General features: G+C 30.1%; 19 protein-coding genes and 1 pseudogene. 6 read left to right on the top strand and 14 right to left on the bottom strand.

Annotated features, from left to right (window positions below):
* The 10 genes and pseudogenes from BM549_RS07100 to BM549_RS07055 form a co-directional block, all read right to left on the bottom strand.
* Positions 1-1,146, bottom strand: a pseudogene (locus BM549_RS07100) (hypothetical protein); the annotation flags it as partial.
* A gap of 152 nt (positions 1,147-1,298) precedes the next feature.
* Positions 1,299-4,634, bottom strand: coding sequence for a T9SS type B sorting domain-containing protein (locus BM549_RS07095; protein WP_290469629.1), 3,336 nt, complete (start codon positions 4,632-4,634; stop codon positions 1,299-1,301).
* Between the two features lie 82 nt (positions 4,635-4,716).
* Positions 4,717-5,553, bottom strand: coding sequence for an ABC transporter permease subunit (locus tag BM549_RS07090; RefSeq protein WP_013868868.1), 837 nt, complete (start codon positions 5,551-5,553; stop codon positions 4,717-4,719).
* 74 nt (positions 5,554-5,627) lie between these two features.
* A complete protein-coding gene (locus BM549_RS07085; protein ID WP_290469628.1) occupies positions 5,628-6,527 on the bottom strand; it encodes an ABC transporter ATP-binding protein in 900 nt (299 codons plus the stop codon).
* Positions 6,528-6,689: 162 nt separating this feature from the next.
* Positions 6,690-7,205: a hypothetical protein gene (locus tag BM549_RS07080; protein WP_013868866.1), complete on the bottom strand. Its 516-nt coding sequence runs from the start codon at positions 7,203-7,205 to the stop codon at positions 6,690-6,692.
* 35 nt (positions 7,206-7,240) lie between these two features.
* A complete protein-coding gene (locus BM549_RS07075) occupies positions 7,241-8,275 on the bottom strand; it encodes a heme A synthase (protein WP_290469627.1) in 1,035 nt (344 codons plus the stop codon).
* A gap of 25 nt (positions 8,276-8,300) precedes the next feature.
* Positions 8,301-8,753 carry a GNAT family N-acetyltransferase gene (locus BM549_RS07070; protein ID WP_290469626.1) on the bottom strand — a complete coding sequence of 151 codons (453 nt, stop codon included), beginning with the start codon at positions 8,751-8,753 and terminating at the stop codon, positions 8,301-8,303.
* 9 nt (positions 8,754-8,762) lie between these two features.
* Positions 8,763-9,692, bottom strand: a complete 930-nt coding sequence (locus tag BM549_RS07065) for a hypothetical protein (RefSeq protein WP_290469625.1) — start codon at positions 9,690-9,692, stop codon at positions 8,763-8,765.
* A complete protein-coding gene (locus BM549_RS07060) occupies positions 9,685-11,106 on the bottom strand; it encodes an HD domain-containing protein (protein WP_290469624.1) in 1,422 nt (473 codons plus the stop codon). Before BM549_RS07060 ends, BM549_RS07065 begins: the two co-directional genes overlap by 8 nt.
* A gap of 17 nt (positions 11,107-11,123) precedes the next feature.
* Positions 11,124-11,690 (bottom strand): L-threonylcarbamoyladenylate synthase, encoded by a 567-nt coding sequence (locus BM549_RS07055; protein WP_290469623.1) that lies wholly within the window; start codon positions 11,688-11,690, stop codon positions 11,124-11,126.
* Positions 11,691-11,728: 38 nt separating this feature from the next.
* Between BM549_RS07055 and BM549_RS07050 the strand changes: the two genes are divergently transcribed.
* Together BM549_RS07050 and BM549_RS07045 are read left to right on the top strand one after the other, a co-directional pair.
* On the top strand, positions 11,729-12,613 hold the full coding sequence (locus BM549_RS07050; RefSeq protein ID WP_290469622.1) for a polysaccharide pyruvyl transferase family protein: 885 nt from the start codon (positions 11,729-11,731) through the stop codon (positions 12,611-12,613).
* A gap of 49 nt (positions 12,614-12,662) precedes the next feature.
* Entirely contained in the window at positions 12,663-13,889 is a 1,227-nt protein-coding gene (locus BM549_RS07045; RefSeq protein WP_290469621.1) for a glycosyltransferase, read from the top strand.
* 1 nt (position 13,890) lies between these two features.
* Here BM549_RS07045 and BM549_RS07040 read toward each other — a convergent pair whose 3' ends face one another.
* Positions 13,891-14,841 (bottom strand): hypothetical protein, encoded by a 951-nt coding sequence (locus tag BM549_RS07040; protein WP_290469620.1) that lies wholly within the window; start codon positions 14,839-14,841, stop codon positions 13,891-13,893.
* Between the two features lie 116 nt (positions 14,842-14,957).
* Here BM549_RS07040 and BM549_RS07035 point away from each other — a divergent pair, with 116 nt between their 5' ends.
* Genes BM549_RS07035 through BM549_RS07025 form a run of 3 tightly spaced genes read left to right on the top strand, consistent with a single transcriptional unit; the run spans position 14,958 to position 17,388 of the window.
* Positions 14,958-15,830 carry a hypothetical protein gene (locus tag BM549_RS07035; protein ID WP_290469619.1) on the top strand — a complete coding sequence of 291 codons (873 nt, stop codon included), beginning with the start codon at positions 14,958-14,960 and terminating at the stop codon, positions 15,828-15,830.
* Between the two features lie 6 nt (positions 15,831-15,836).
* Positions 15,837-16,631 (top strand): glycosyltransferase family 2 protein, encoded by a 795-nt coding sequence (locus BM549_RS07030; protein ID WP_290469618.1) that lies wholly within the window; start codon positions 15,837-15,839, stop codon positions 16,629-16,631.
* Positions 16,624-17,388: a lipopolysaccharide kinase InaA family protein gene (locus BM549_RS07025; RefSeq protein ID WP_290469617.1), complete on the top strand. Its 765-nt coding sequence runs from the start codon at positions 16,624-16,626 to the stop codon at positions 17,386-17,388. Before BM549_RS07030 ends, BM549_RS07025 begins: the two co-directional genes overlap by 8 nt.
* Here the strand turns inward: BM549_RS07025 and BM549_RS07020 are convergent.
* The gene (locus BM549_RS07020; RefSeq protein WP_290469616.1) at positions 17,385-18,140 is read right to left on the bottom strand and encodes a glycosyltransferase family 2 protein; all 756 of its coding nucleotides are present in this window, start codon (positions 18,138-18,140) and stop codon (positions 17,385-17,387) included. The genes BM549_RS07025 and BM549_RS07020 overlap by 4 nt on opposite strands.
* Before the next feature lie 60 nt (positions 18,141-18,200).
* Here BM549_RS07020 and BM549_RS07015 point away from each other — a divergent pair, with 60 nt between their 5' ends.
* Complete coding sequence (locus BM549_RS07015; protein ID WP_013868854.1) at positions 18,201-19,025, top strand: glycosyltransferase family 2 protein; 825 nt, start codon at positions 18,201-18,203, stop codon at positions 19,023-19,025.
* Here the strand turns inward: BM549_RS07015 and BM549_RS07010 are convergent.
* Positions 19,020-20,081: a glycosyltransferase family 9 protein gene (locus tag BM549_RS07010; protein ID WP_290469615.1), complete on the bottom strand. Its 1,062-nt coding sequence runs from the start codon at positions 20,079-20,081 to the stop codon at positions 19,020-19,022. The two genes, BM549_RS07015 and BM549_RS07010, sit on opposite strands and share 6 nt — an antisense overlap.
* Positions 20,082-20,155: 74 nt before the next feature.
* Complete coding sequence (locus BM549_RS07005; RefSeq protein ID WP_290469614.1) at positions 20,156-20,971, bottom strand: 2,3,4,5-tetrahydropyridine-2,6-dicarboxylate N-succinyltransferase; 816 nt, start codon at positions 20,969-20,971, stop codon at positions 20,156-20,158.
* Between the last annotated feature and the right edge of the window lie 59 nt (positions 20,972-21,030).

The raw sequence follows: 21,030 nt of genomic DNA, 5'->3' as shown, positions 1-21,030 counted from the left end.
TGGATTAACCGTAATGGTAAAACTTGTTTCCCCAAAACATGTTGGATTAGAGTTATCGTCTACACGAACATATATGGTTTGTGGACTTGACATATTTGGGTAAGCTTCTGGTGTTGTTATTGCATTGGTACTTGTTGCAACATCGCCTGGCTGCTCGTAATAACTTACCGTGTAATTGGCCGGATCTTGACCGTTTAAAATAACTGCTTCCTCGGTTGTTAAATCGAATATTTCTACGCCATCGTTTGATGAATCGTCGCAAAGTTCTAGGTTTGAAGGTGAACCAGTAGTTGAATTGTTATTTATAAGTAATTGGAAATCAACTATTGAAAAACAACCTGTTGATGTGTTAGTAATTGTAGCATAAATAGTTTGTCCGTTATTGTTGCTAGTATATGGGCTAGTTAATGGACTTGAAGCAATAGTAGCGTTACTTTCAGATTCATAATAAGCAACAGCAACATTAGATTGAGAACCTATAATTAAAGGCGTGTTTTCCTCTAAATTAAAAAGGGTTTGACCATCATTAAATGGTGCTACCGAATCACATTCGGTTAAATCTAAGCCATTTCCAAAAGGAGGAGTTTGGCTAATAGGAGCATCAGCAAATTGCGCGGTACCAGTCCAAGTTAAACTAAAAGGACTATTACCAATAGGTCTATCTATAACAATAAAATAGGTATCTCCTGCATTAGCATTTATAGCACTAACAAAACTATTTCCAGCAGCACCAGGACCTTCAAAGTTGTCAGTTTCAGAAGTACTTAACCCTGTTAAATTATTTGCTTGACCAGATGATTGTGGATTTGTTGTTGAGCATCTAATCGTTGGTCCTAAATTACCACAAGTAGTATTTGGCCCAAAAATAAAGAAATCGTAGTCCTCAGTAATATTAGTACTATTAGGTGTTAATGTAAAAGCTAAAGTTCCTGTTGTTGTTACAGTTACTTCTAGCCATAAGCTATTGTTTTCATTACTCTGGCAAGAATTAGGAAATTCGTTACTATTGTTTCCAGGTCCGTTAACATCTAAAACAACATCTGAATCTCCACAAACTGTAAGAGCATTAGCACAGTCATTAGGTTGTTGAGCGAAAGAAATAAACGAGAAAATAAAAAATAATGTACTTAGTAGGATCCTTTTCATAATGGGTTAAATGCGATTAAGTAAGCAAATATAAACTATATAATTAGTTTTTATAAGATTGTTAAATATTAGTGTGGTTTTAAAAAGTAGAATACTAAATTTAAAACAACTTTATATAAATAACACCTACCTAAAAAAACAGATAAATTTTATTAACGCTTTAGAGTAAAGTGATTTTTATAAATACGGCCATCTTCTAAGGTAACATGAAACCAATAGTCATTTGCGGGCATAATTTTTCCGTTGTAAGTACCATCCCAACCTTTACCAGCAGGATCTAAAGTAGTAAGAAGTTTTCCGTAGCGATCGAAAATATGAATTAAAGAATTACGTTGAAATTGACTTGACACACCGTAAACTTGCCAAGTGTCATTTATTGTATCATTATTAGGTGTAAAGTATAGAGGGAAACCTATTACAGATACCAACTCTGTAACGCTACCACAATTATTTTTGGTATCTCTAATGGTTACTGTATAAATTCCAGGAGAAATATTATTAAATATATTACTTTCTTGAAAAAGTGTAGATTCTCCATCTTGATTAGTTAATGCAAATTCGTATTCGCCTTCACCACTAAATAATATTGTAATTTGATTATTATTTAAACTGCCATCAATTACTAAAACATCTTCTATTGTTGCAGTATTAGAAGGTTCTACAATTATAGTTTTTGTTTTACTACAACCAGATGCAATATTTGTAACGATTACAGTAAAAGTACCAACAGTATTAACTTGAATAGATTCGGTTGTTTCTCCTGTAGACCAGTTAAAACTATAGTTTCCCGAAAATTCATCAACTAAACTACTATTTAAAGTTAGTGTTTCTGGAAATGTATTTAAGCAATATAAAACTCTTTCGTTTTCGGTCTCTAATTCAGGTAGTGGGTTAATTTTTAAGTATACTTCATTTATTCCATAACAGGCATTATTGTTTTCAACTCTAACATAAATAGTTTGAGAATATGGCGTAGTATTTTGGTACGGTGATGTTAGTGGATTTTGTTCTAAAAGTGCATCATTATAAGTTTCAAAATAATTAATATTTAAACCTGTTGGTAATGCGTTTAAAATTTGAACAGAAAACTCATCTAGATTAAAGGTATCTAAACCATCTTCAGAGTTTAAAACATCACAAAGTTCTGGTGCGTAATAATTACTAATTTGTGTATCGCTAGTCTCAATTATTAGTTCGCTTGTATTAATACAGCCGGTAATAGTATTAGTTACTCTAACGTAAATGGTTTCAGGATTAGTAATATTGTTATATGCGTTGCCATCTATTTCATTGGTATTGTTTTCGGCATCGTTTTGTGAATTAAAAAACCTAATGCTCCTATTTGTTGTAGTAGGTGTAATATTATCTATAACTTGAGTTAGGTTAAAGGTTGTAAAACCGTCTACAGCATTAATATCGTCACATTGGTATAGTGTGGTATTGTTAGCTTCTGGTATAGGGTTTATTATTAATTGAAAATTTCCTATAGAATAACACGATGTTTCATTATTGTTTTCAATTCTAACATGAATAGTCTCATTAAAAGCTGTTTGATTGGTATAGTTATTAGGTAATTGATTTTGTTCATTTTCGGCATCTTCAAAACTATTATAGTATGAAATAGTATAAATTGCTGGATTTTGATTCCCAATAATATCTGCATTAAAAGTAGTTAAATCTAAAGTTAAAAATCCATCCATAGGATTATTATCGTTATCACATACAATAAAGTCGTTAGTATTATTTATTTGCGGAGTACTAAATACTTGAATATTAAAAGATGTAATATCAAAACAATTTGCATTGCCTGTAGGTTGTACTCGTGCGTATATTGTTTGTGGATTTGAAGTATTTTCATACAAACCGCTAATACTATTAATCCCAGCTTGAGCATCACTTAAACTCTCAAAATAAATAACATCTGTTGTTAGTGGGTTTTGAGTATCAAGGATATCGCTTGTTTGTTGCGATAAATCAAAAAGAAATTTATTATCATTATTGTTATCACAAACCCTAATATTTGAAGGTTGATTAGCAACTGGATACGAGAAGTACGTAACATTGGCTTCTCCTTTTAAAGCGCCACAATTACCATCGTTAAGTTCAATCAATACTTCATAAAAACCAGATGTTGTAATATCTAAATCAAAATCTGTTTCTGGTAAAAGGTTGCCATCTAAAGTCCAAGTATAGGTAGCACCAGGTATATCATCTCCCATTAAAGAGTAAAAATCACCATCACATAAGTTTAAAAATGTTGTACTGTTTCCATCTTTAATAATATCTATAGTTTCAGTAAAAAAAGAAGAAATAAATGGAGGTAAACCTTGTCTAGAATTAGCAGTTAAAGCCACTGCATTATGTTGATAATTGCAAGCTAAACCTAGTGCATTTGGATTATTTATAACAGATAGAAAAGGTGTGCCTTGATCGTAAGTATTACTCATAGCACGGTATATTTTTCCGTTAGGTCCTAATTGCAAACCTCCACGATAAGTTTGTCTTTCGTCAATAAGTACTTCGCTTGCACTAATATCTGTTGCTTGTAAATTATATTGTAATAAAGCGCCATATTGTGCATTAGCATTATTAAAATCTCCTGGAGCTACATTGGCAAAAGTCGAGACATAAAGCTTTGTGTTATCTGGAGAAAACTCAATACCATAAGGGTTTTGTGCTCCAGCTTGCGATATAAAATTTATATTAATAAAAGTAGGATTACTTACTATACCTGTAGCGGTATCAAAATCGTAAAGGTATAAGCCTTCGGTAATATTTGCCGCAGCTAATTTTGTACCGTCTGGAGAGAATTTTAAGTAACCTCTTCTTTCTGAAATTGAAAAAGGAAAAGACGATACTATAGGTGTTGTATTAATTCCTGTAACAGCGTTTACTTCAAAGGCATAAAATGTATTGTTATTATTATCAACTGCATTTGAGTTGGTTAACGCATCACTATCTGCAAATGTGACAACCCAAATACTTTGTGATTGGCAATCTTTTAAAACAGCACTTAATTTCTCTGAAGCTTTATGTAATAAAAACTGATTTTTTAATGTTACATCTCCTAATCCGCCATTTAAAGTCATATCTACAACAGAGTAACGAAATCCAGAATCTAAACCACCTTGAAACTCTGTGTCTTGGGTAATTATATAATAAATGTCTGCATCTTCAGGTTTAGGTATAATTATAGCAGACTGTGTGCTAGACTGGTTACCTGTTAAACCAAAACCATTAGGCATTAAATTGTGAGAACTATCGTAAACATTCTCGCCATTGGTATAAAATAATAAATTACCTGTATTGTCTGAAATACTTGTACAACCTTCTTCAGTAGCTAATTGTCCGTTATCTAAAGTTGTGACATTTCCATTTAAATCAAAATTAATTCCGGCATTATCGCCAAAATACCAGTTAGAGGCTTCTTGTTGCGAGTAAACAGCAAAACAACAACAAAATAGTAGGAAATTAAATACCTTTTTCATAATAGATTAGCGTAGTATTCAAATATATTATAAATACAATTGTTAATCTAACTTATGTATGTTAAAATAAATAGGTAATTACCTACAAATCACGTTTTAATAACAAACGGTAAGAGCCTAAAATAAATAGAGCAGTCCAAAATAAAACAATAGCGACTTGGTACCAATGTAAACTATAGTCAAAATTAAATTGTTCACCAACTTGGTTTGCTATTTCTTTAACAGCACCTAATCTTGAAAAGGGTTCCATTATTAAATTAGACATAGATTCTAAAGGAAACCATTGTGTTATTGCTTCCCAATGATCTTTTGTAGCATCAAACTGAAACCTTATTAAGGCGTAGGCAATTTTTTCGATTACATACCAAACAAATAAGAATCCTAAAGCAAAAGCAGAGCGTTTAATTAATATACCTAAGAACAAGCAAAACGAAAAGAAACCTAATAATTTAACAAAGAAGGCTAAAAGGTATTCTAAGTCTGAAAACACGTGAAACGACTCTGTAATACTAGAAAATGAATAACCAAGAATTAAAGACACAACAAATACAAAAAGTGTAGAAATTAGTGCGAAAACTGAAACAGTTATAAATTTAGAAGCTATAAATTCTTTTTTACTTAAACCATCAATTAAATTTTGTTTAATGGTTTTGTTACTATATTCATTAGCCATCATAGAAACAATAACAATGGCTAAAAAGAATTTTAGTGAAGCAGCAATAAACGTGTTAAAGTGCCATATATATGGAAAATTAAAAATGCCTTGTTCTGCAAGATGAAATTTTACAGGACCAATATCAAATTTAATGGCAGCAATTAAAGCAATGGCAGTTAATAAAATAAAATAAGCTAGAATAAGCACTTTACTAGCGCGATTATTCCAAAGTTTTATAAATTCTATATTTAAAAGTCGTAACATGATTGGTTGGTTTTTAGCTGAAATAATTCAGAAATGATTTAAATACTAAACTTTAATTTAGCAGGATTGATGTTTTATTTTTTATTATCTGTAAGCTGAAGAAATTGCTCTTCTAAACTTTCTTTACGCATAACTAAATGCGATAAGAATACACCATTATTAAAGGCTTGTTTATTAAACTCTGATGCAGAAACAGGTGCTTTTAAAAACGCAGTTGTAACACCATCTTTTTCTGTAACACGATCAATATCTTTATGTGTTTCTAAAAAAGAAAGTAAACTAGATTTGTCGTCACTTTTTAATTCGAAAAAGCCATTACTTGAAATCATCTCATCTACGCGGCCAGAATATAATTTTTCGCCTTTTCTTAAAACGACAACGTGTGAGCATACTTTTTCTACCTCGTCAAGTAAATGCGATGCTAATAAAATAGTTGTGCCTTGACTTGCAATTTGTTTAATAATAGCTCTAATTTGGTGAATACCTTGTGGGTCTAAACCATTAGTTGGTTCGTCTAGAATTAAAATTTCAGGATCATTAAGTAGGGCAGAAGCTATGGCTAAGCGCTGTTTCATTCCTAAAGAAAAGGTTTTAAATTTACTATCTTTTCTATCTGTTAAGCCAACAACTTCAAGTTTTTCTAATATTTTACTATCATCAATACCTTTAATTTTACAAACTAATTTTAAATTTTTAAAAGCAGTCATGTATGGATAAAAGTTAGGACGCTCAATAATAGCACCTACTTTTTTTAAAGCTTCATGTGTAGTTGCATTACCATCAAACCATTTAAAATCACCACTGGTTTTATTTACAACGTTTAATACAATGCCTAAAGTTGTAGATTTTCCACTACCGTTTGGTCCTAAAATGCCATATACATTACCTTTTTCTATAGTAAAAGATAAATCTTTTACAGCGGTTAAATAGCCATATTTTTTTGTAAGATTATTTATTTGAAGAATGGTTTCCATGAACTCTTAATATTTTTTGATGCCATAAAAAAGGCAAAGGTTGGTTTAAAAGTAAGACGATGCTATTTATTTTTTGTTACAAATTAGGCATAAAAAAAACCATTCTGGGAAAGAATGGTTTTAATTTATATGTGTATTTATAAGTAATACGGTAATAGAATTTTAATTCCAGTTTTCATCAAAATCTAAATTATCGTAATCATCAATATTGTAATCATCATCAAATTCATCATAAATATCATCACTTTCAGCTTCAAAAACTTTTTCTGGCGCAGAGTCTGGTACTTGACCTTGAACAAACATTAAATTAGGGTAATCAACACCTTCAGTTTCTTCAGCGATTTCGGCTAATTCAACAAAAAAAGTCCACATATTAAAGAAATCGTAAACATAAATAAGTTTTGTTTGTGCCTCATGTACTGTGTCATCTAAAGCTGTTTCGTTCATTAGCTTTACTTGGTTAGCGCCTTCGCTCATGTCAAACAAAGAGATTTCTTCGCCTTGATTCCACTCATCATCACTTAAATAAAATGATGCCATTTCTGTACCATCAAAACCAAAAGACTGCGTTATAATATTATGCAAATCTTCCATGGTATCTGTTTCTCTAATTTCTAAATCGCGAAACACATCTTCTTCTGTATCATTGTCAAGAATGACTCTAAATCTATAAATCATAATTTAATTTTGGTTTGCAAAGGTACGATTGTCTTCTATATTTCTTCCGAAATAAAAATACTTTTATAGCTGTTTTCTAAATATACATAAAATTGAATTCCAAATAAAATAGTTGCAATCACTAAATGTAATGGTTGCGATAGAAAAGGAAAATCAAAATAATACATTGCAATGCCCGAAACAACCTCGAAAACAATACATATAATTATTAAGTTTACTTTTTTATAACCTAAGTTTAAACGTTTGTTTTTAATATATAACCATGCGTTTACAAAAAACACTAAAAATGAAAATGAACGGTGTACATAGAATTGAAGTGTTGGGTTTTGCAGCCATAATTCTTTTACATAACCTATAGCTTTTACTTGCTCATCTACATGCTGTCTAACTTGAGTACCTAAAACAATTTGTATTAAAGTTAAAACAATGGCAAATAGTAAAATGTTTTTAAATTTAGAATTTTGAATTTGTTTTTTAAAACGTGTTTTCGAGGCATAAATTAAATATAAAATAAAGCCTACAATTACTAAAGCCATTACCATATGAATGGTAATTTTATAAGGCGCAAGGTTAGAGTCTACTACCGTTTTACCAAGCCAAGCTTGAAATGCCATACCAAATACTGTAAGTATAGATATTATAGTAAGCCATTTGTTTTTTCGCCAAAACCAAAAGGATAAAACTGTAAATATTAATATTGGAATTCCCGATAATGCACCACATAATCTATTAATGTATTCTACCCAAGTATGCAATGGGTTATACTTTGCATAATCATGTTTTGTGTATGCTTCCCAATTATTTAAATCTATATTTTCTGAAGAAATAAAATTTGATTGTGCAACTAAAAGACCTTCATCCTTAATAATTACAATACCTTTTTTATAATCGTGATTTGGTTTAAATTCTAAATCTGAAGCTTGAGTTGGAGGTATGTAATAACCAAAACATTTTGGCCAATCTGGACAACCCATTCCAGAACCTGTCATGCGAACTACTGCGCCAGCAATAATAACCAGATAAACTAAAACTAAGGCTGTTTTTGCAAAAGTTCTAAAGTATTTTTTCATATTCTTTTTCCTAAAAATTAAATTTCTAGCTTAATTGTTTTTTAAAACATAAACTGTTTTCCATGTTTTTATATTGGCCGTAATTAGGTATTATTTTATAGTTACTTTTTTTATAAAATCCTACAGCTTCTACTTGCCTAATTCCAGTTTCTAAAACCGAATAACTATATCCTAGTTCTAAAGCCCAAAGTTCTAATTTCTTTAAAATTGAACTGGCAATATTTAAACCTCTAAATTCTGGTTTAGTAAACATGCGTTTAATTTCTACCGAAGTAGTATTAAAAGGTTTAAATGCACCACAAGCAATGGCTTGATTGTTTTTATAGGCTACAACTACATGTTTTAAAACATCGATATTATTAAATTGGTTGTAAAAATCATGTTCATCGCCATCTGTAATTTTAAGATAATTGTCTAATTCTTTTACCAAATTGATAAAATCTTGATTATTAGAGTTTGTTCTTAAAATTTTAAGCATACTTTAATTTTAATAATATTTTTTCATGAATGCTAGTTTTATTTTTATAGCTTCCTCTATATAGAAACCATAATTAGCAATAGCTGTTCTACCTTTAATTGTATAAAAAGGCTCATACCATCTTTTAGATATATACTCTTCATCCCAACTTTCATGAAAATTAATTACTACAGGCTCTAAAAAGTCTATTTTTGTAGGTTCAGGTCTTAATTCCTTAGGTATTTTGTTTAAAAAAAAGTTTGAGTAATTTGTAGCCCAATTACCATTCTTTGTTTTATAAATGGGGTCAGATATTTTAATGTCCTTATAGTTATTGCAAAAATTGTATAGATATACTAATCTATTTTCATTTTCTTTAAATGAAGGCGTACTTGCATGTAATGAAATTAGGAATGTAATATTTTTATCTGTATAATCACCATGATGCAAGGAGTCTACAGTGTATTTTGCAATCCACTCTGAATTCATCAAATTTGAAGTGCAATAATTATACTTAGCTTTTTTTAAATCAATTTTACTACCAGAAAAAATTAATAATTTTGGTTCTTCATTGCATTTATAATCATTACAGTCAATACGTTTTAAACTGATTTTTATTTCTTCATTTTTAAATAAATCTGAAACTAAATAATGCTGTGTTTTATGTTTTTTTGATGTAAATGTAAGAGAGTCGTTTAATTTAGCTTTAATTTTAAATTTACCTTTTCTATTTGTTGTTGTTGTATATTTTTTCCAATTGGTTTTATTTTCCCCAAATTCTCTTAAAGCTTCATAGTTTTCAGCTTCTAAAAGTTTATTAATTGTATCATTTATAGTAACCGAAACTTTTCTGTCTTTTTTTGAGGCAAATGTGTTAAAAGCATAGCCTTCTATTGTAACTTCCTGCGAGTAAGTTCTAGTAAAAAAAAGTACTAATAATATGTATATTAATTTATTCATCTTTTGTTTTTAAACCTAAAGCTTTTCCTTTTTCTAGCATTAAATTAAAAGCGGCTTCATGATCGTTAGGTATTTCACCTTCTAAAATAGCTTCTTTTATGGCTTCTTTAATTATACCTATTTCTCTAGATGGTTTTAAATTAAAGGTTTTCATTATCTCTTCACCAGTTACTGGTGGTTGAAAATTTCTAATACTATCTTTCTCTTCAACTTCAATTATTTTTTCTCTAACAATTTTAAAGTTGTTGTGATATTTATTAAATTTCTTAGGGTTTTTGGTTGTAATATCTGCTTCACAAAGTGTCATTAAATCATCTACATAATCTCCAGCGTCAAAAACCAAGCGTCTTACGGCAGAATCTGTTACAATATCTTGAGCTAAAACAATTGGTCGCGAGCTCATAAATACTAATTTTTGAACAAATTTCATTTTCTCATTAAGCGGCATTTTTAAACGCTTAAATAAATGATATACCATTTTTGAGCCTTCAAATTCGTGCGCATGAAATGTCCAGCCTACTTTTTTAGAGAATTTTTTTGTTGGTGCTTTTCCAATGTCGTGTAATAATGCAGCCCAACGCAACCAAACGTCATCTGTATGTTTTGCTATATTATCTACAACTTCAAGTGTGTGGTAGAAATTGTCTTTATGGCGTTGGCCTTCAACTTCATCAATACCTTTTAAAGCCGTTAATTCTGGTAAAATATGTTTAAGTAATCCCGTTTTCTCAAGTAATAAAAAGCCAATTGATGGTGTTTTACTTTCTAATATTTTATTTAATTCTACAACAATACGTTCTTTGGTAATTATTTTAATTCTATTGTTGTTTCTCGTAATAGCATCTAACGATTCTTTTTCTATAGTAAAACCTAATTGCGTAGCAAAACGTATAGCTCGCATCATACGTAAAGGATCGTCACTATACGTAATATCTGGGTCTAAAGGTGTGCGTATAATTTTGTTTTGTAAATCTTCTACACCATTAAAAGGGTCTAATAAATCTCCAAAATTATCTTGCGATAAATCTAAAGCCAAAGCGTTTATGCTAAAATCTCTTCGGTTTTGGTCATCTTGTAAAGTGCCGTTTTCTACAACAGGATTTCTGCTGTTTTCGTTGTAAGATTCTTTTCTAGCACCAACAAATTCAACTTCTATGTCGTTATATTTAAGCATTGCTGTGCCATACGTTTTAAATACTTGAACTTTTGGCTTATTTGGTAAGTTTTTTGCAACTTGCTTTGCAAGAGCGATACCACTACCAACAGCAACTATATCTATATCTTTAGCGTTGCCGCGTTGTAATAAATAATCGCGTACAAAACCACCAATTACATAGCTATCAAGATTTAACTCTTTAGCAGATTGGGAAATGATTTTAAATATGTTGTGTTTAAGTGCTTTTTTGTGATTCATTGTATATGCAAACCTTGCTACTCCCTAATAATTTTAACGCTTCCGTTATTACTCAACTTTATAATAGTTGATGGGTTTGTAGACCTTTTTTCTGTTTGCAAATTTACGACATAATCCACACCTTTTAAAATGGCTTCGTCTATTTCTTTAAACGATTTTGGAGTTGGATTTCCTGCTAAGTTAGCAGATGTAGATACAATAGGTTTTCCTAAATATTTTATAAGGTGCTGGCAAAATTTATCTTGAGTAACTCTAATGGCAAGTGTATTGTCTTCTGCAATTAAATTCTCTGCAACTCCAGCAGGATTATCATAAATCACCGTAGTTGGATTTATAGCTAAATCTAAAATGTCGTAAGCTATATTTGGTACATTATCAACATGCTTTTCTAGCATACTATAATTATTAACCAAACAAATTAATGCTTTACTTTCTTCACGGTTTTTAAGTTTATAAACTTTTTTAACAGCATTATAATTTGTTGCATCGCAACCAATACCCCAAACAGTATCTGTTGGGTATAAAATAATGCCACCTTGTTTTAAAACAGTGACAGCTTCGGTAGTAAGTAATTTAATATCCACACTCAATTTTATTATATATTTGCGTAAAACAAAAGTAAATGAAATTAGTTTATTATAAATCAGATCATGGAAATTTTGGAGACGATTTAAATTTATGGATATGGCCTAAAGTTTTTGGAGACAACTTTTTTAATAAACGAAACGATGTTGCTTTTATGGGTATTGGCTCAATTTTAATGGGCAACTCGAAATTTATAGAACTAGCTAATAAAAGCGAAAAAAAAGTAATTTTTAGTACAGGAGTTCGCTCTATAAATGAAAACTTTAATTTTGATGACTCTTGGGATATTAGATTTGTACGTGGTCCTTATAGCTCATTAAGGTTAACAAAAGAAGCTAATAATTACATTGCAGATGGTGCTTATTTTTTAGTACTTTTGCCACAATATAAAACCTATTTAAACTTACCTAAAAAACATAAAATTAGTTTTATACCGTATTTTAAATCATTAGATAAAGTAGACTGGAAATCTATTTGCGATGGCTTAGGTTGGAATCTTATTTTACCAACAGATGGTAACGTAGAACAATTTATGATTGATATTGCAAAAAGTGAACAAGTTATAAGTGAAGCAATGCATGGTTGTATTTTGGCAGATGCTTTAAGAGTACCTTGGAAGCGTTTACGTTTTAATGCACATATGTATGAAGGAGAACGTGTAAGTGAATGGAAATGGAACGATTGGATGTTATCTATAGATATTAAAGAAAACAGTTTTATTGAAGCGCCAATATTAAAACGAAAAAAATGGTTTAAAATCTCGAAAGCAGCTTATAAAAAAGCAAATCGCGACCATTTAATATCTAAACTGTCTCAGCATGAAAGTATTTCGTTCAATTTATCTACAGAGTCTATAATGGAAAATATGATAGAAAAAATGGAGAAAGAAGTAGACGCTTTTAATGCTAAATATTTTCAATAAATTTAATACACATGGTTTTTAATGCAACCTAAATGATGTAATATATTCTATGAGTTTTTTCAAAAAAATAAAAGTTAAGTACAAAAATAATGCACTTAGAAACCGTTTAATTAAGGAGAATAAGCGTTTTAATTTAGAACACTACGTTTTTAAAAAAACTAATGTTTTAATTATAGATCAAATTGTGCCAGAATTTAATAAAGATTCTGGTTCTAGACGGTTAACCGAAATTATAAAATTACTTTTAGAAAAAGATGTTGCTGTATTTTTAGTAGCAGATTTAAAGCAATACAAGTATAAAAGCGATTATATAGAAAAGTTTAAAGCACTTGGTGTAAATGTTTACGAACCAACTGTAGACCAAAGTGATGTATTGGTAACTAAAGAACTTTTTATATATAAAATTGCACCAAAATTGGATATTGCATGGTTACATAGACCAAATATTTTTGAAAAATATTACCAACAAATAAAACAAGCAAATGCTAATATTAAGTTGGTTTTTGATATGGTAGATTTTCATTATTTAAGGTTAAGTAGAGAATTTAAAGACTCACAAGATTTAAACACAAAAACTGAAGCAGAACGCTATTTACAAATAGAATTAAATAACTGCAATCAAGCCGATAGTATTATAGTAATTTCTGAAGATGATAAAACCGAACTACTGAAACATTATAATAAGCCAGAAAAAATGGTCGTTATAGGTAATGTTCACGATTATATAAAAAAAACAGATGAATTTTTAACAGTAGAAAACCGTAAAGATTTGCTATTTGTTGGTGGGTTTAAGCACATGCCAAATGAAGATGCTGTATTGTATTTACATAATGAAATTATGCCATTGGTTTGGGAAACACATCCAGAGATTAAAGTTAATATTGTTGGTAGTTATCCAACACAAACAGTTTTAGAGCTTCACTCTAAAAAGTTTAATGTTATAGGTTTTGTAGAAGATGTATCTCTCTATTATAAAACAGCAAAATTATTTGTGGCGCCATTAAAATATGGCGCAGGTGTTAAAGGAAAAATAGGACAAAGTTTTGAGTATAGTTTACCAGTTGTAACTACAGATATTGGAGCAGAAGGTTTCGATTTTTCTCCATTTAGTCAAACCATGATTGCAAATAATAAAAGAGACTTTGCTAATCAAATTATGGCGCTTTATACTAATAATGAGTTATGGAATGAGTTAAGTGATTTCTCACCAAAAATTATTCAGCCATTTTCTCTAAAGCATATTAGCAGTACAATAGATCAGGTTTTAAAACGCTAACTTATTTAAGTTTAAAAACAGTATCTGTAAAATTATCTACAGTAAATTCGTGGTATACATCCTCTGGTAAAACCTGGTACGGTGTATTAAAAAAGGAAGCATCAATTTTAGGGTTTTTACTATCTATAACCATAATATTATTAGGGTTATAAAAAGCATAATTCTTTACAGAAGCATTTGTAGTTATTATTTTTTTCTGATAAGCTAAAGCTTCAAAAATCCTAAAACTTAAGCCATTATGTCCATCACGAACTAAGTCTAAAATTATTCTAGAGTTATCAAGATGCTCTTTAAGTTCATCAGCTTTAATCTCTGTGCTAGTATGCTCAATACTTTTATATAAACCAGCCGGTTTTCTAGAGCTTACAGTTACAAATTTGTAACTAATATTTAAAGCATCAAATTGTTGTGCAATACTATTAAGTTGAGTAAGTCTTTCGTCTGGAGACAATACTATAAAAGCATCATATTTGTACTCCGTTTTTATAGGTTGCTTCTCTAAATAAATAAAATTAGTAATGTGTTTAAAACCATATTTTTCAACATCTTTTAAATCAAAAGAATAAATAGAATCAAAAACACCATTTAATAAATGGTCCACAGGAAAGCGTACACAACTATCGTAAATATAAGCGATATACTGGTTTGTAAAAGTCTTTATTTTTGTGTGAACTGCTAATGGTATTAAATCTGGCCTTATAACTAAAATAGCATCTTGTTTGCCTAAACTTTCAAGTGTATTAGTAATATATTCTAAGCGTTTAATTTTTTTTATATTCTTGTTAAAAAATGTCTTTAAAACAAAATTTTTAAGTTTTTCAAATACCGAACGGTATTTATATTTAAACTTACTAATATCTATATGTGTAGCTTCAATCCCTTTTTTTTGTAATGCTTTTACAATATGTTGGTCGTAATTCCAATAATCAAAACTTATTAAGGTAATTTTCATAAACGCAAGTTGTCGCTAGTTATTTTTCAAACTCAAAGGTACAGTTTTTTGTAAAGCTACAAGGTATGTTAAAGAATTGTATCTTTGTTTTTTGTTTTAAAACAGAATTACTTTTTATGAAAAAAATTCAAGTAGGCTTTTTAGTCTCTTACGATTACGAATTGCTTAAAAATGCTATTCCTTTAGTTTATAAATTAGCCGATACTATTTTTTTAGCGGTTGATATAGACCGAAAAACCTGGAATGGATCACCAATTACTATTGATGATTCTTTTTTTAATTGGATAAAAACCTTTGACACAGAGAATAAAATAGTTATTTACGAAGATAATTTTTGTAAGCCAGAACTAACAACCATGCAATGCGAAGTGCGTGAGCGTAAAATGATGGCCGAAAAAATGGGAATTGGTAATTGGATAATTCAACTGGATGCCGATGAGTATTTTATAAACTTTGAACGTTTTGTAAAGTTTTTAAAAAGTAAAGATGCTTATTTAACAAACCCTGAAAAACATAAAATACAAATACAACCATTTCATGTAAGTTTATATAAAAAAACAGAAAACGGTTATTTGTATGTAAATGAAGCAACCAAAACTGTAGTTGCAACTAATTATCCAGATTATAAAATTGGAAGAAAAACGCATGGTAAAGTAATTTATTTTAATGCTTTAATTTTACACGAAAGTATTTCTAGAGATCGTGAAGATTTAATCACAAAGCTCACTAATTGGGGACATAATGAAGAGGTAGATGTTGACGGTTTTATGAAAAAATGGGATGCCGTAAATGAGTCTAATTATAAAGACATGCAAGATTTTTTCTTTTTAGAACCAGAAAAATGGAAACACTTGGATTTTGTTAAAGGATCAAACTTTACAGAGCTTTTTGAAAATTTTAAAAAAGAAAAAGAAAAAGGATTGTATAAGTCTAAGTTTTTTATTTTTAAAAAAAACTTAGGACAGTTTTTTAAATACCTTTTTAAGTAATTTATTTTGAAGTCAACACTCCTTATCGCTACATATAATTGGCCAGCAGCTTTAGAGTTAGTTTTACAAAGTGCTAAAAACCAAACGCAATTACCAGACGAAATTTTAATTGCAGATGATGGTTCTACACAAGAAACTAAAGCATTAATAGACCTGTATGCTAAAACATTTACCATACCAGTAAAACACATTTGGCAGGAAGATAAAGGGTTTAGAAAATCTCAAATTCTTAATAAAGCCATAGCGCAAGCAAGTGGCGAATATATAATACAAGTAGATGGCGATTGTATTATGCATCGTAATTTTGTAAAAGATCACATGGCTTTTGCAAATGCCAATCAATATTTATTTGGCTCTCGAGTAAATATACAGCAACCATATTTAGAAATTTTATTTCAAAAAAAACAAACCAATTTTGGACCGTTTTCAAAAGGAATAAAAAAACGCACACGAGCCATTCATTCTAAATTTTTAAGCGGCTTTTACAAAGAGCAAGATTTCTTTTCAAAAAAATTTCGTGGGTGCAATACCTCTTACTTTAAATCAGATTTTATTGCAGTAAATGGCTATAATGAAGATATAACTGGTTGGGGACGTGAAGATAGTGAGCTTATGCTGCGTATGCATAATAAAGGAGTAAAAGCAAGACGTTTGCGTTACCGTGGCATTGTGTTTCACATCTGGCATAAAGAAAAATCGAAAGATAGAGTAGAAGCAAACAATACAATAGAGTTAAAAACCATTAGCAATAAAATAGATTGGGCAACTAATGGATTAGATAAATATTTAAATAATGCGTAAAGTAATAAATCCACTATATCAAGCCAATACAAAAGCACTTGACCATTTTATATTAAATTATGAAACTCAAGGTGAAGCATTTGGCAATCAAGATAGAAACAGTTTGCGCTTATTTAAGTTAGATGGCAAAGTTTTAAATGCTAAATCTTTTAAAAAGCCAAATGCAATAAATAAAGTCGTTTATAAATTTTTTAGAAAAAGTAAAGCACAACGCTCTTTTGAATATGCAAATAAATTACAAGAATTAGGCATTGGCACTCCAGAACCAGTAGCATTTTACGAAATAAATACTGGTTTATTATTTGGTAAAAGTTATTATATAAGTGAGCAGCTAGATTGCGATATTACCTACAGGGAATTAACTACAGATTTTAATATACCTAACTATGAGGCTATACTTAGAGCCTTTACAAGGTTTACATTTGGCCTACATGAAAATGGCGTAAATTTTTTAGATCACTCACCAGGAAATACATTAATAGACTATAATAATGGCGATTATAAATTTTATTTGGTAGACTTAAACCGAATGAATTTTGAAACCATGATTTTTGAAAAACGTATAAAAAACTTTGCAAAACTTACAATTCATAAATCTATGATTGAAGTTATGAGTGATGAATACGCTAAGCTTATTAATGAAGATTATAGTAAAGTGTTTAATTTAATGTGGCAGGAAACACAGGCGTTTCAAGAATCTTTTCACCGCCGTAGACGCTTAAAACAAAAAATAAAATTCTGGAAAAAATACGATTAGTTTCTACCTTTACGTAGCAACCATAATTTTACATAACGCATAAAAACAACATAACCTTGTACATAGCCAATGGTTAAGCCTACAACACCATCACGAAAACCACTTTGTACTAAATAATGTTTTAAAAAGCCCCAAACAGGTTTAATTACAAAATGATAAGCAGTTAATTGGCCTGTTTTAGTATCGTAATCTTTAGCTTGTAATGTGGCATACTTATTCATTTTTTGCATGTATTGGTCAAAACTACGGTAAGAATAATGTAAAAATTTATGATCTAATTTTCCAATACTTCCGTTTACCTGTAAAGCTTCATGTACATGCCTATTATCGTACTTACAAGCTTCTTTTTTAAATAACCTAATAACACTATCATTTCGCCAGCCACTGTAATGTACACGTTGTCCCATAAAATGGTTTATACGTTTAATACTAAAGGCATCGTGAGAAATTTCATTTTTATTTAAAAGTGAGGTTATTTCAGTTTTTAATTCTGGTGTAACGCGTTCATCGGCATCCAAAAGTAAAATCCAATCATGTTGAGCTTGAGCAATGGCATAATTTTTTTGAGCACCATAAAAATCAAACTTACGCTGTATAGCGCGTGAGGCTAGAGTAGTTGCTTTCTCAAAAGTACCATCGGTACTAAAACTATCAATAACCAAAATCTCATCAGCAAATGAAACCGAAGCAATAGCTGCTTCAATATTATCAATTTCATTTTTAGTAGGTATAATTGCTGTTATTTTCCTCACACTAAAGTTTTGTGTAAAAATAACTATTTTTGCTATATATAAAGACTTTATCTAAAATCAATGGTTAAACCAGAAATCTCAATAATTATAAGTACTTACAATGCCGAAGCTTGGCTAGAAAAAGTACTGTGGAGTTACGAAGCACAAAGCTTTAAAAATTTTGAAATAGTTATTGCAGATGATGGCTCTAAGCAACCAACTTTTAATTTGTTAGAGCGAATTAAAAACGAAGTTTCATTTCCTATACAACACGTTTGGCATGAAGACAATGGTTTTCAAAAAACAAAAATTTTAAACAAAGCAATTGTAGCCTGTAACGCTAATTATATATTAATGAGTGATGGCGATTGTATGGCAAGAAAAGATTTTGTTGAAACGCATTACGCCAAACGAGAAAAAGGTTACTTTTTATCTGGTGGTTATTTTAAATTACCAATGGATATTTCTCAAAAAATAACAAAACAGGATATTCTATCTCAAGACTGTTTTAACTTAAAATGGTTGTTGGCAAATGGTTTACCATCATCTTTTAAAAATAATAAATTAAATGCATCACCTTTAAAAGCAAAGGTTTTAAATACCATAACGCCAACAAATGCTAGTTGGAATGGGCATAATGCTTCGGGTTGGAAAAAAGATATTTTAGCAGTTAATGGTTTTGATGAGCGTATGCAATATGGTGGAGAAGATAGAGAAATGGGAGAACGCTTATTTAATATGGGTATAAAATCTAAACAGATAAGGTACAATGCAATATGTTTACATTTAGACCATTCTAGAGGTTATGTAAACCAAGAAGCTATAGATAAAAATCAAGCAATACGTGCTGTTGTAAAAAAAGAAAATTTAAAATGGACTAACTACGGTATTTTACAAAAATCATAGATTTTTTAAAAATACGGTTAAGTTATCAAGTAAAAACTCTGGTTTAAAATAATTATAAAAATTAGAATAGTCTTTTTTAATCGCTTTATAAGTAGTATTCTTATATAATTCTGGTTTAAAATCCTTTAAATGTACAGAAATGTTTGTGGTTCCGTTTTCAAACAAACTCCATGCGGCTTTATCAATCCAAGGAGAAAAAATGGTAAATGTTGGCGTATTTAAAGCTTTTGCCATATTAACAGCGCCACCTTCGTTACCAATTAAAGCATCACAAAAGTGTGTGATACAAATAAAATCGCGTAAACTTTTTCCAAAAACATCTAATCTAATTCTTTTTTTAGTCTCTACTTTACACAGGTTGTAAATAGCATTAGCATCTTCTAATTGTTTTGGTATATAATTAAAAAGTAGTTGTACATCAGGATATGTTTCAATTATATAGTCTAACACGCTAGCCATATATTCAAAAGGATAGGTTTTAGATAAATCACTACCCAAAACACCAATCATAATCAAAGGTTTATTTAAATCTATACTATTTGAAATTAAAAAAGCCTTTGTTTTTTCAATTTCAGTATTCGTTAAATAAATTTTAGGTTTTATAGGTTGCGGTATATTCCCTAAAATAGGCTGTAATAACTGTAACCTGTTTTCAATAGCTAAACCAGCGTTTGTTTTTGGAGTTTTAGAATCTTTAAAAGTATGGTTGTATAAAAAAGAAGAATAAGATTTTTTAATAGAAATTTTAGTTTCAGCTTTGGTAAAGTAAGAAATAAGATTGCTACTTAGTTTTCCATAAACATCAATAACAGTGTCGTATTTTTCAGCTTTAATACGTTTTAAAAACTTATAAAATTCGGTTTTAGAGTTTTCAATGTCTTTAGTAAAAAAAACAAATTCATCAATAAACGGGTTGTTTTCAACTACTGGTAAGGTATGAGAATTAATTAAATAATGTAACTCAGCATCTGGATATTTAGCACGTAAAACCTCAAACAAAATACTTGTAGTAAGCACATCGCCAATCATTTTTTGCTGAATTACTAATATTTTCATACTTCAAAAATTTAAATCCCAAGATTGAAAACAATTTTGGGATTTAGCATATTATATAACTTTATCTTATTCGTTTATACTGCAACATTATGCTCACGTAAAGCATCATTAAGCGACGTTTTTTTATTAGTACTTTCTTTACGCTTTCCAATAATTAAAGCACAAGGCACATTGTAATCGCCAGCAGGAAAAGATTTTGTGTAACTACCAGGAATAACAACAGAACGAGCAGGAACACGACCTTTCATCTCTACAGGTTCATCACCAGTAACATCTATAATTTTAGTAGAAGCCGTTAATACAACATTAGCACCTAAAACCGCTTCAGTCTCAACGTGTACACCTTCAACAACAATACATCTAGAACCAATAAAAGCATTATCTTCAATAATAACAGGAGCAGCCTGTAAAGGCTCTAAAACACCACCAATACCAACACCACCAGAAAGGTGAACATTTTTTCCAATTTGTGCACAACTACCAACAGTAGCCCAAGTATCTACCATAGTACCTTCATCAACATAAGCACCAATATTAACATAACTAGGCATTAAAATTGTACCAGCCGAAATATATGCACCATGTCTAGCCACAGCATGAGGTACCACACGAATGCCTTTTTCTTTATAACCCGTTTTTAATGGGATTTTGTCGTGAAATTCAAAAACACCAACCTCAATAGTTTCCATTTTCTGGATAGGGAAATACAAAACCACAGCTTTTTTAACCCATTCATTAACTTGCCAACCATTCTCAACAGGTTCAGCCACTCTTAAAGTACCTTCATCAAGTAACTTAACGACTTCTCTAATGGCGTTTTGTGTGTTTTCTTCAGTTAATAAATCTCGGTTTTCCCAAGCATTTTCAATCGTTTGTTGTAAATCTTTCATCAATAATAATTTTTTAGTGTTTTGGGCGTGCCCTAAAGGTCAGGCTCTCGGCAGTCGCT

Source organism: Lacinutrix sp. MedPE-SW (assembly GCF_001874145.1).
GTDB lineage: Bacteria > Bacteroidota > Bacteroidia > Flavobacteriales > Flavobacteriaceae > Lacinutrix.
The sequence above is the reverse complement of the archived record's forward strand: the minus strand, read 5'-3'. Positions and strand labels throughout refer to the sequence as shown.

What these genes read in the sequence shown, in the direction of transcription:
- BM549_RS07070 (WP_290469626.1), bottom strand. Translation starts at nt 8,753, where the DNA reads ATGCTTAAAATTTTAAGAACAAACTCTAATAATCAAGATTTTATCAAT.
- BM549_RS07015 (WP_013868854.1), top strand. Translation starts at nt 18,201, where the DNA reads ATGGTTAAACCAGAAATCTCAATAATTATAAGTACTTACAATGCCGAA.
- BM549_RS07060 (WP_290469624.1), bottom strand. Translation starts at nt 11,106, where the DNA reads ATGAATCACAAAAAAGCACTTAAACACAACATATTTAAAATCATTTCC.
- BM549_RS07025 (WP_290469617.1), top strand. Translation starts at nt 16,624, where the DNA reads ATGCGTAAAGTAATAAATCCACTATATCAAGCCAATACAAAAGCACTT.
- BM549_RS07005 (WP_290469614.1), bottom strand. Translation starts at nt 20,971, where the DNA reads ATGAAAGATTTACAACAAACGATTGAAAATGCTTGGGAAAACCGAGAT.
- BM549_RS07065 (WP_290469625.1), bottom strand. Translation starts at nt 9,692, where the DNA reads ATGAATAAATTAATATACATATTATTAGTACTTTTTTTTACTAGAACT.
- BM549_RS07040 (WP_290469620.1), bottom strand. Translation starts at nt 14,841, where the DNA reads ATGAAAATTACCTTAATAAGTTTTGATTATTGGAATTACGACCAACAT.
- BM549_RS07010 (WP_290469615.1), bottom strand. Translation starts at nt 20,081, where the DNA reads ATGAAAATATTAGTAATTCAGCAAAAAATGATTGGCGATGTGCTTACT.
- BM549_RS07090 (WP_013868868.1), bottom strand. Translation starts at nt 5,553, where the DNA reads ATGTTACGACTTTTAAATATAGAATTTATAAAACTTTGGAATAATCGC.
- BM549_RS07035 (WP_290469619.1), top strand. Translation starts at nt 14,958, where the DNA reads ATGAAAAAAATTCAAGTAGGCTTTTTAGTCTCTTACGATTACGAATTG.
- BM549_RS07050 (WP_290469622.1), top strand. Translation starts at nt 11,729, where the DNA reads ATGAAATTAGTTTATTATAAATCAGATCATGGAAATTTTGGAGACGAT.
- BM549_RS07075 (WP_290469627.1), bottom strand. Translation starts at nt 8,275, where the DNA reads ATGAAAAAATACTTTAGAACTTTTGCAAAAACAGCCTTAGTTTTAGTT.
- BM549_RS07045 (WP_290469621.1), top strand. Translation starts at nt 12,663, where the DNA reads ATGAGTTTTTTCAAAAAAATAAAAGTTAAGTACAAAAATAATGCACTT.
- BM549_RS07095 (WP_290469629.1), bottom strand. Translation starts at nt 4,634, where the DNA reads ATGAAAAAGGTATTTAATTTCCTACTATTTTGTTGTTGTTTTGCTGTT.
- BM549_RS07085 (WP_290469628.1), bottom strand. Translation starts at nt 6,527, where the DNA reads ATGGAAACCATTCTTCAAATAAATAATCTTACAAAAAAATATGGCTAT.
- BM549_RS07080 (WP_013868866.1), bottom strand. Translation starts at nt 7,205, where the DNA reads ATGATTTATAGATTTAGAGTCATTCTTGACAATGATACAGAAGAAGAT.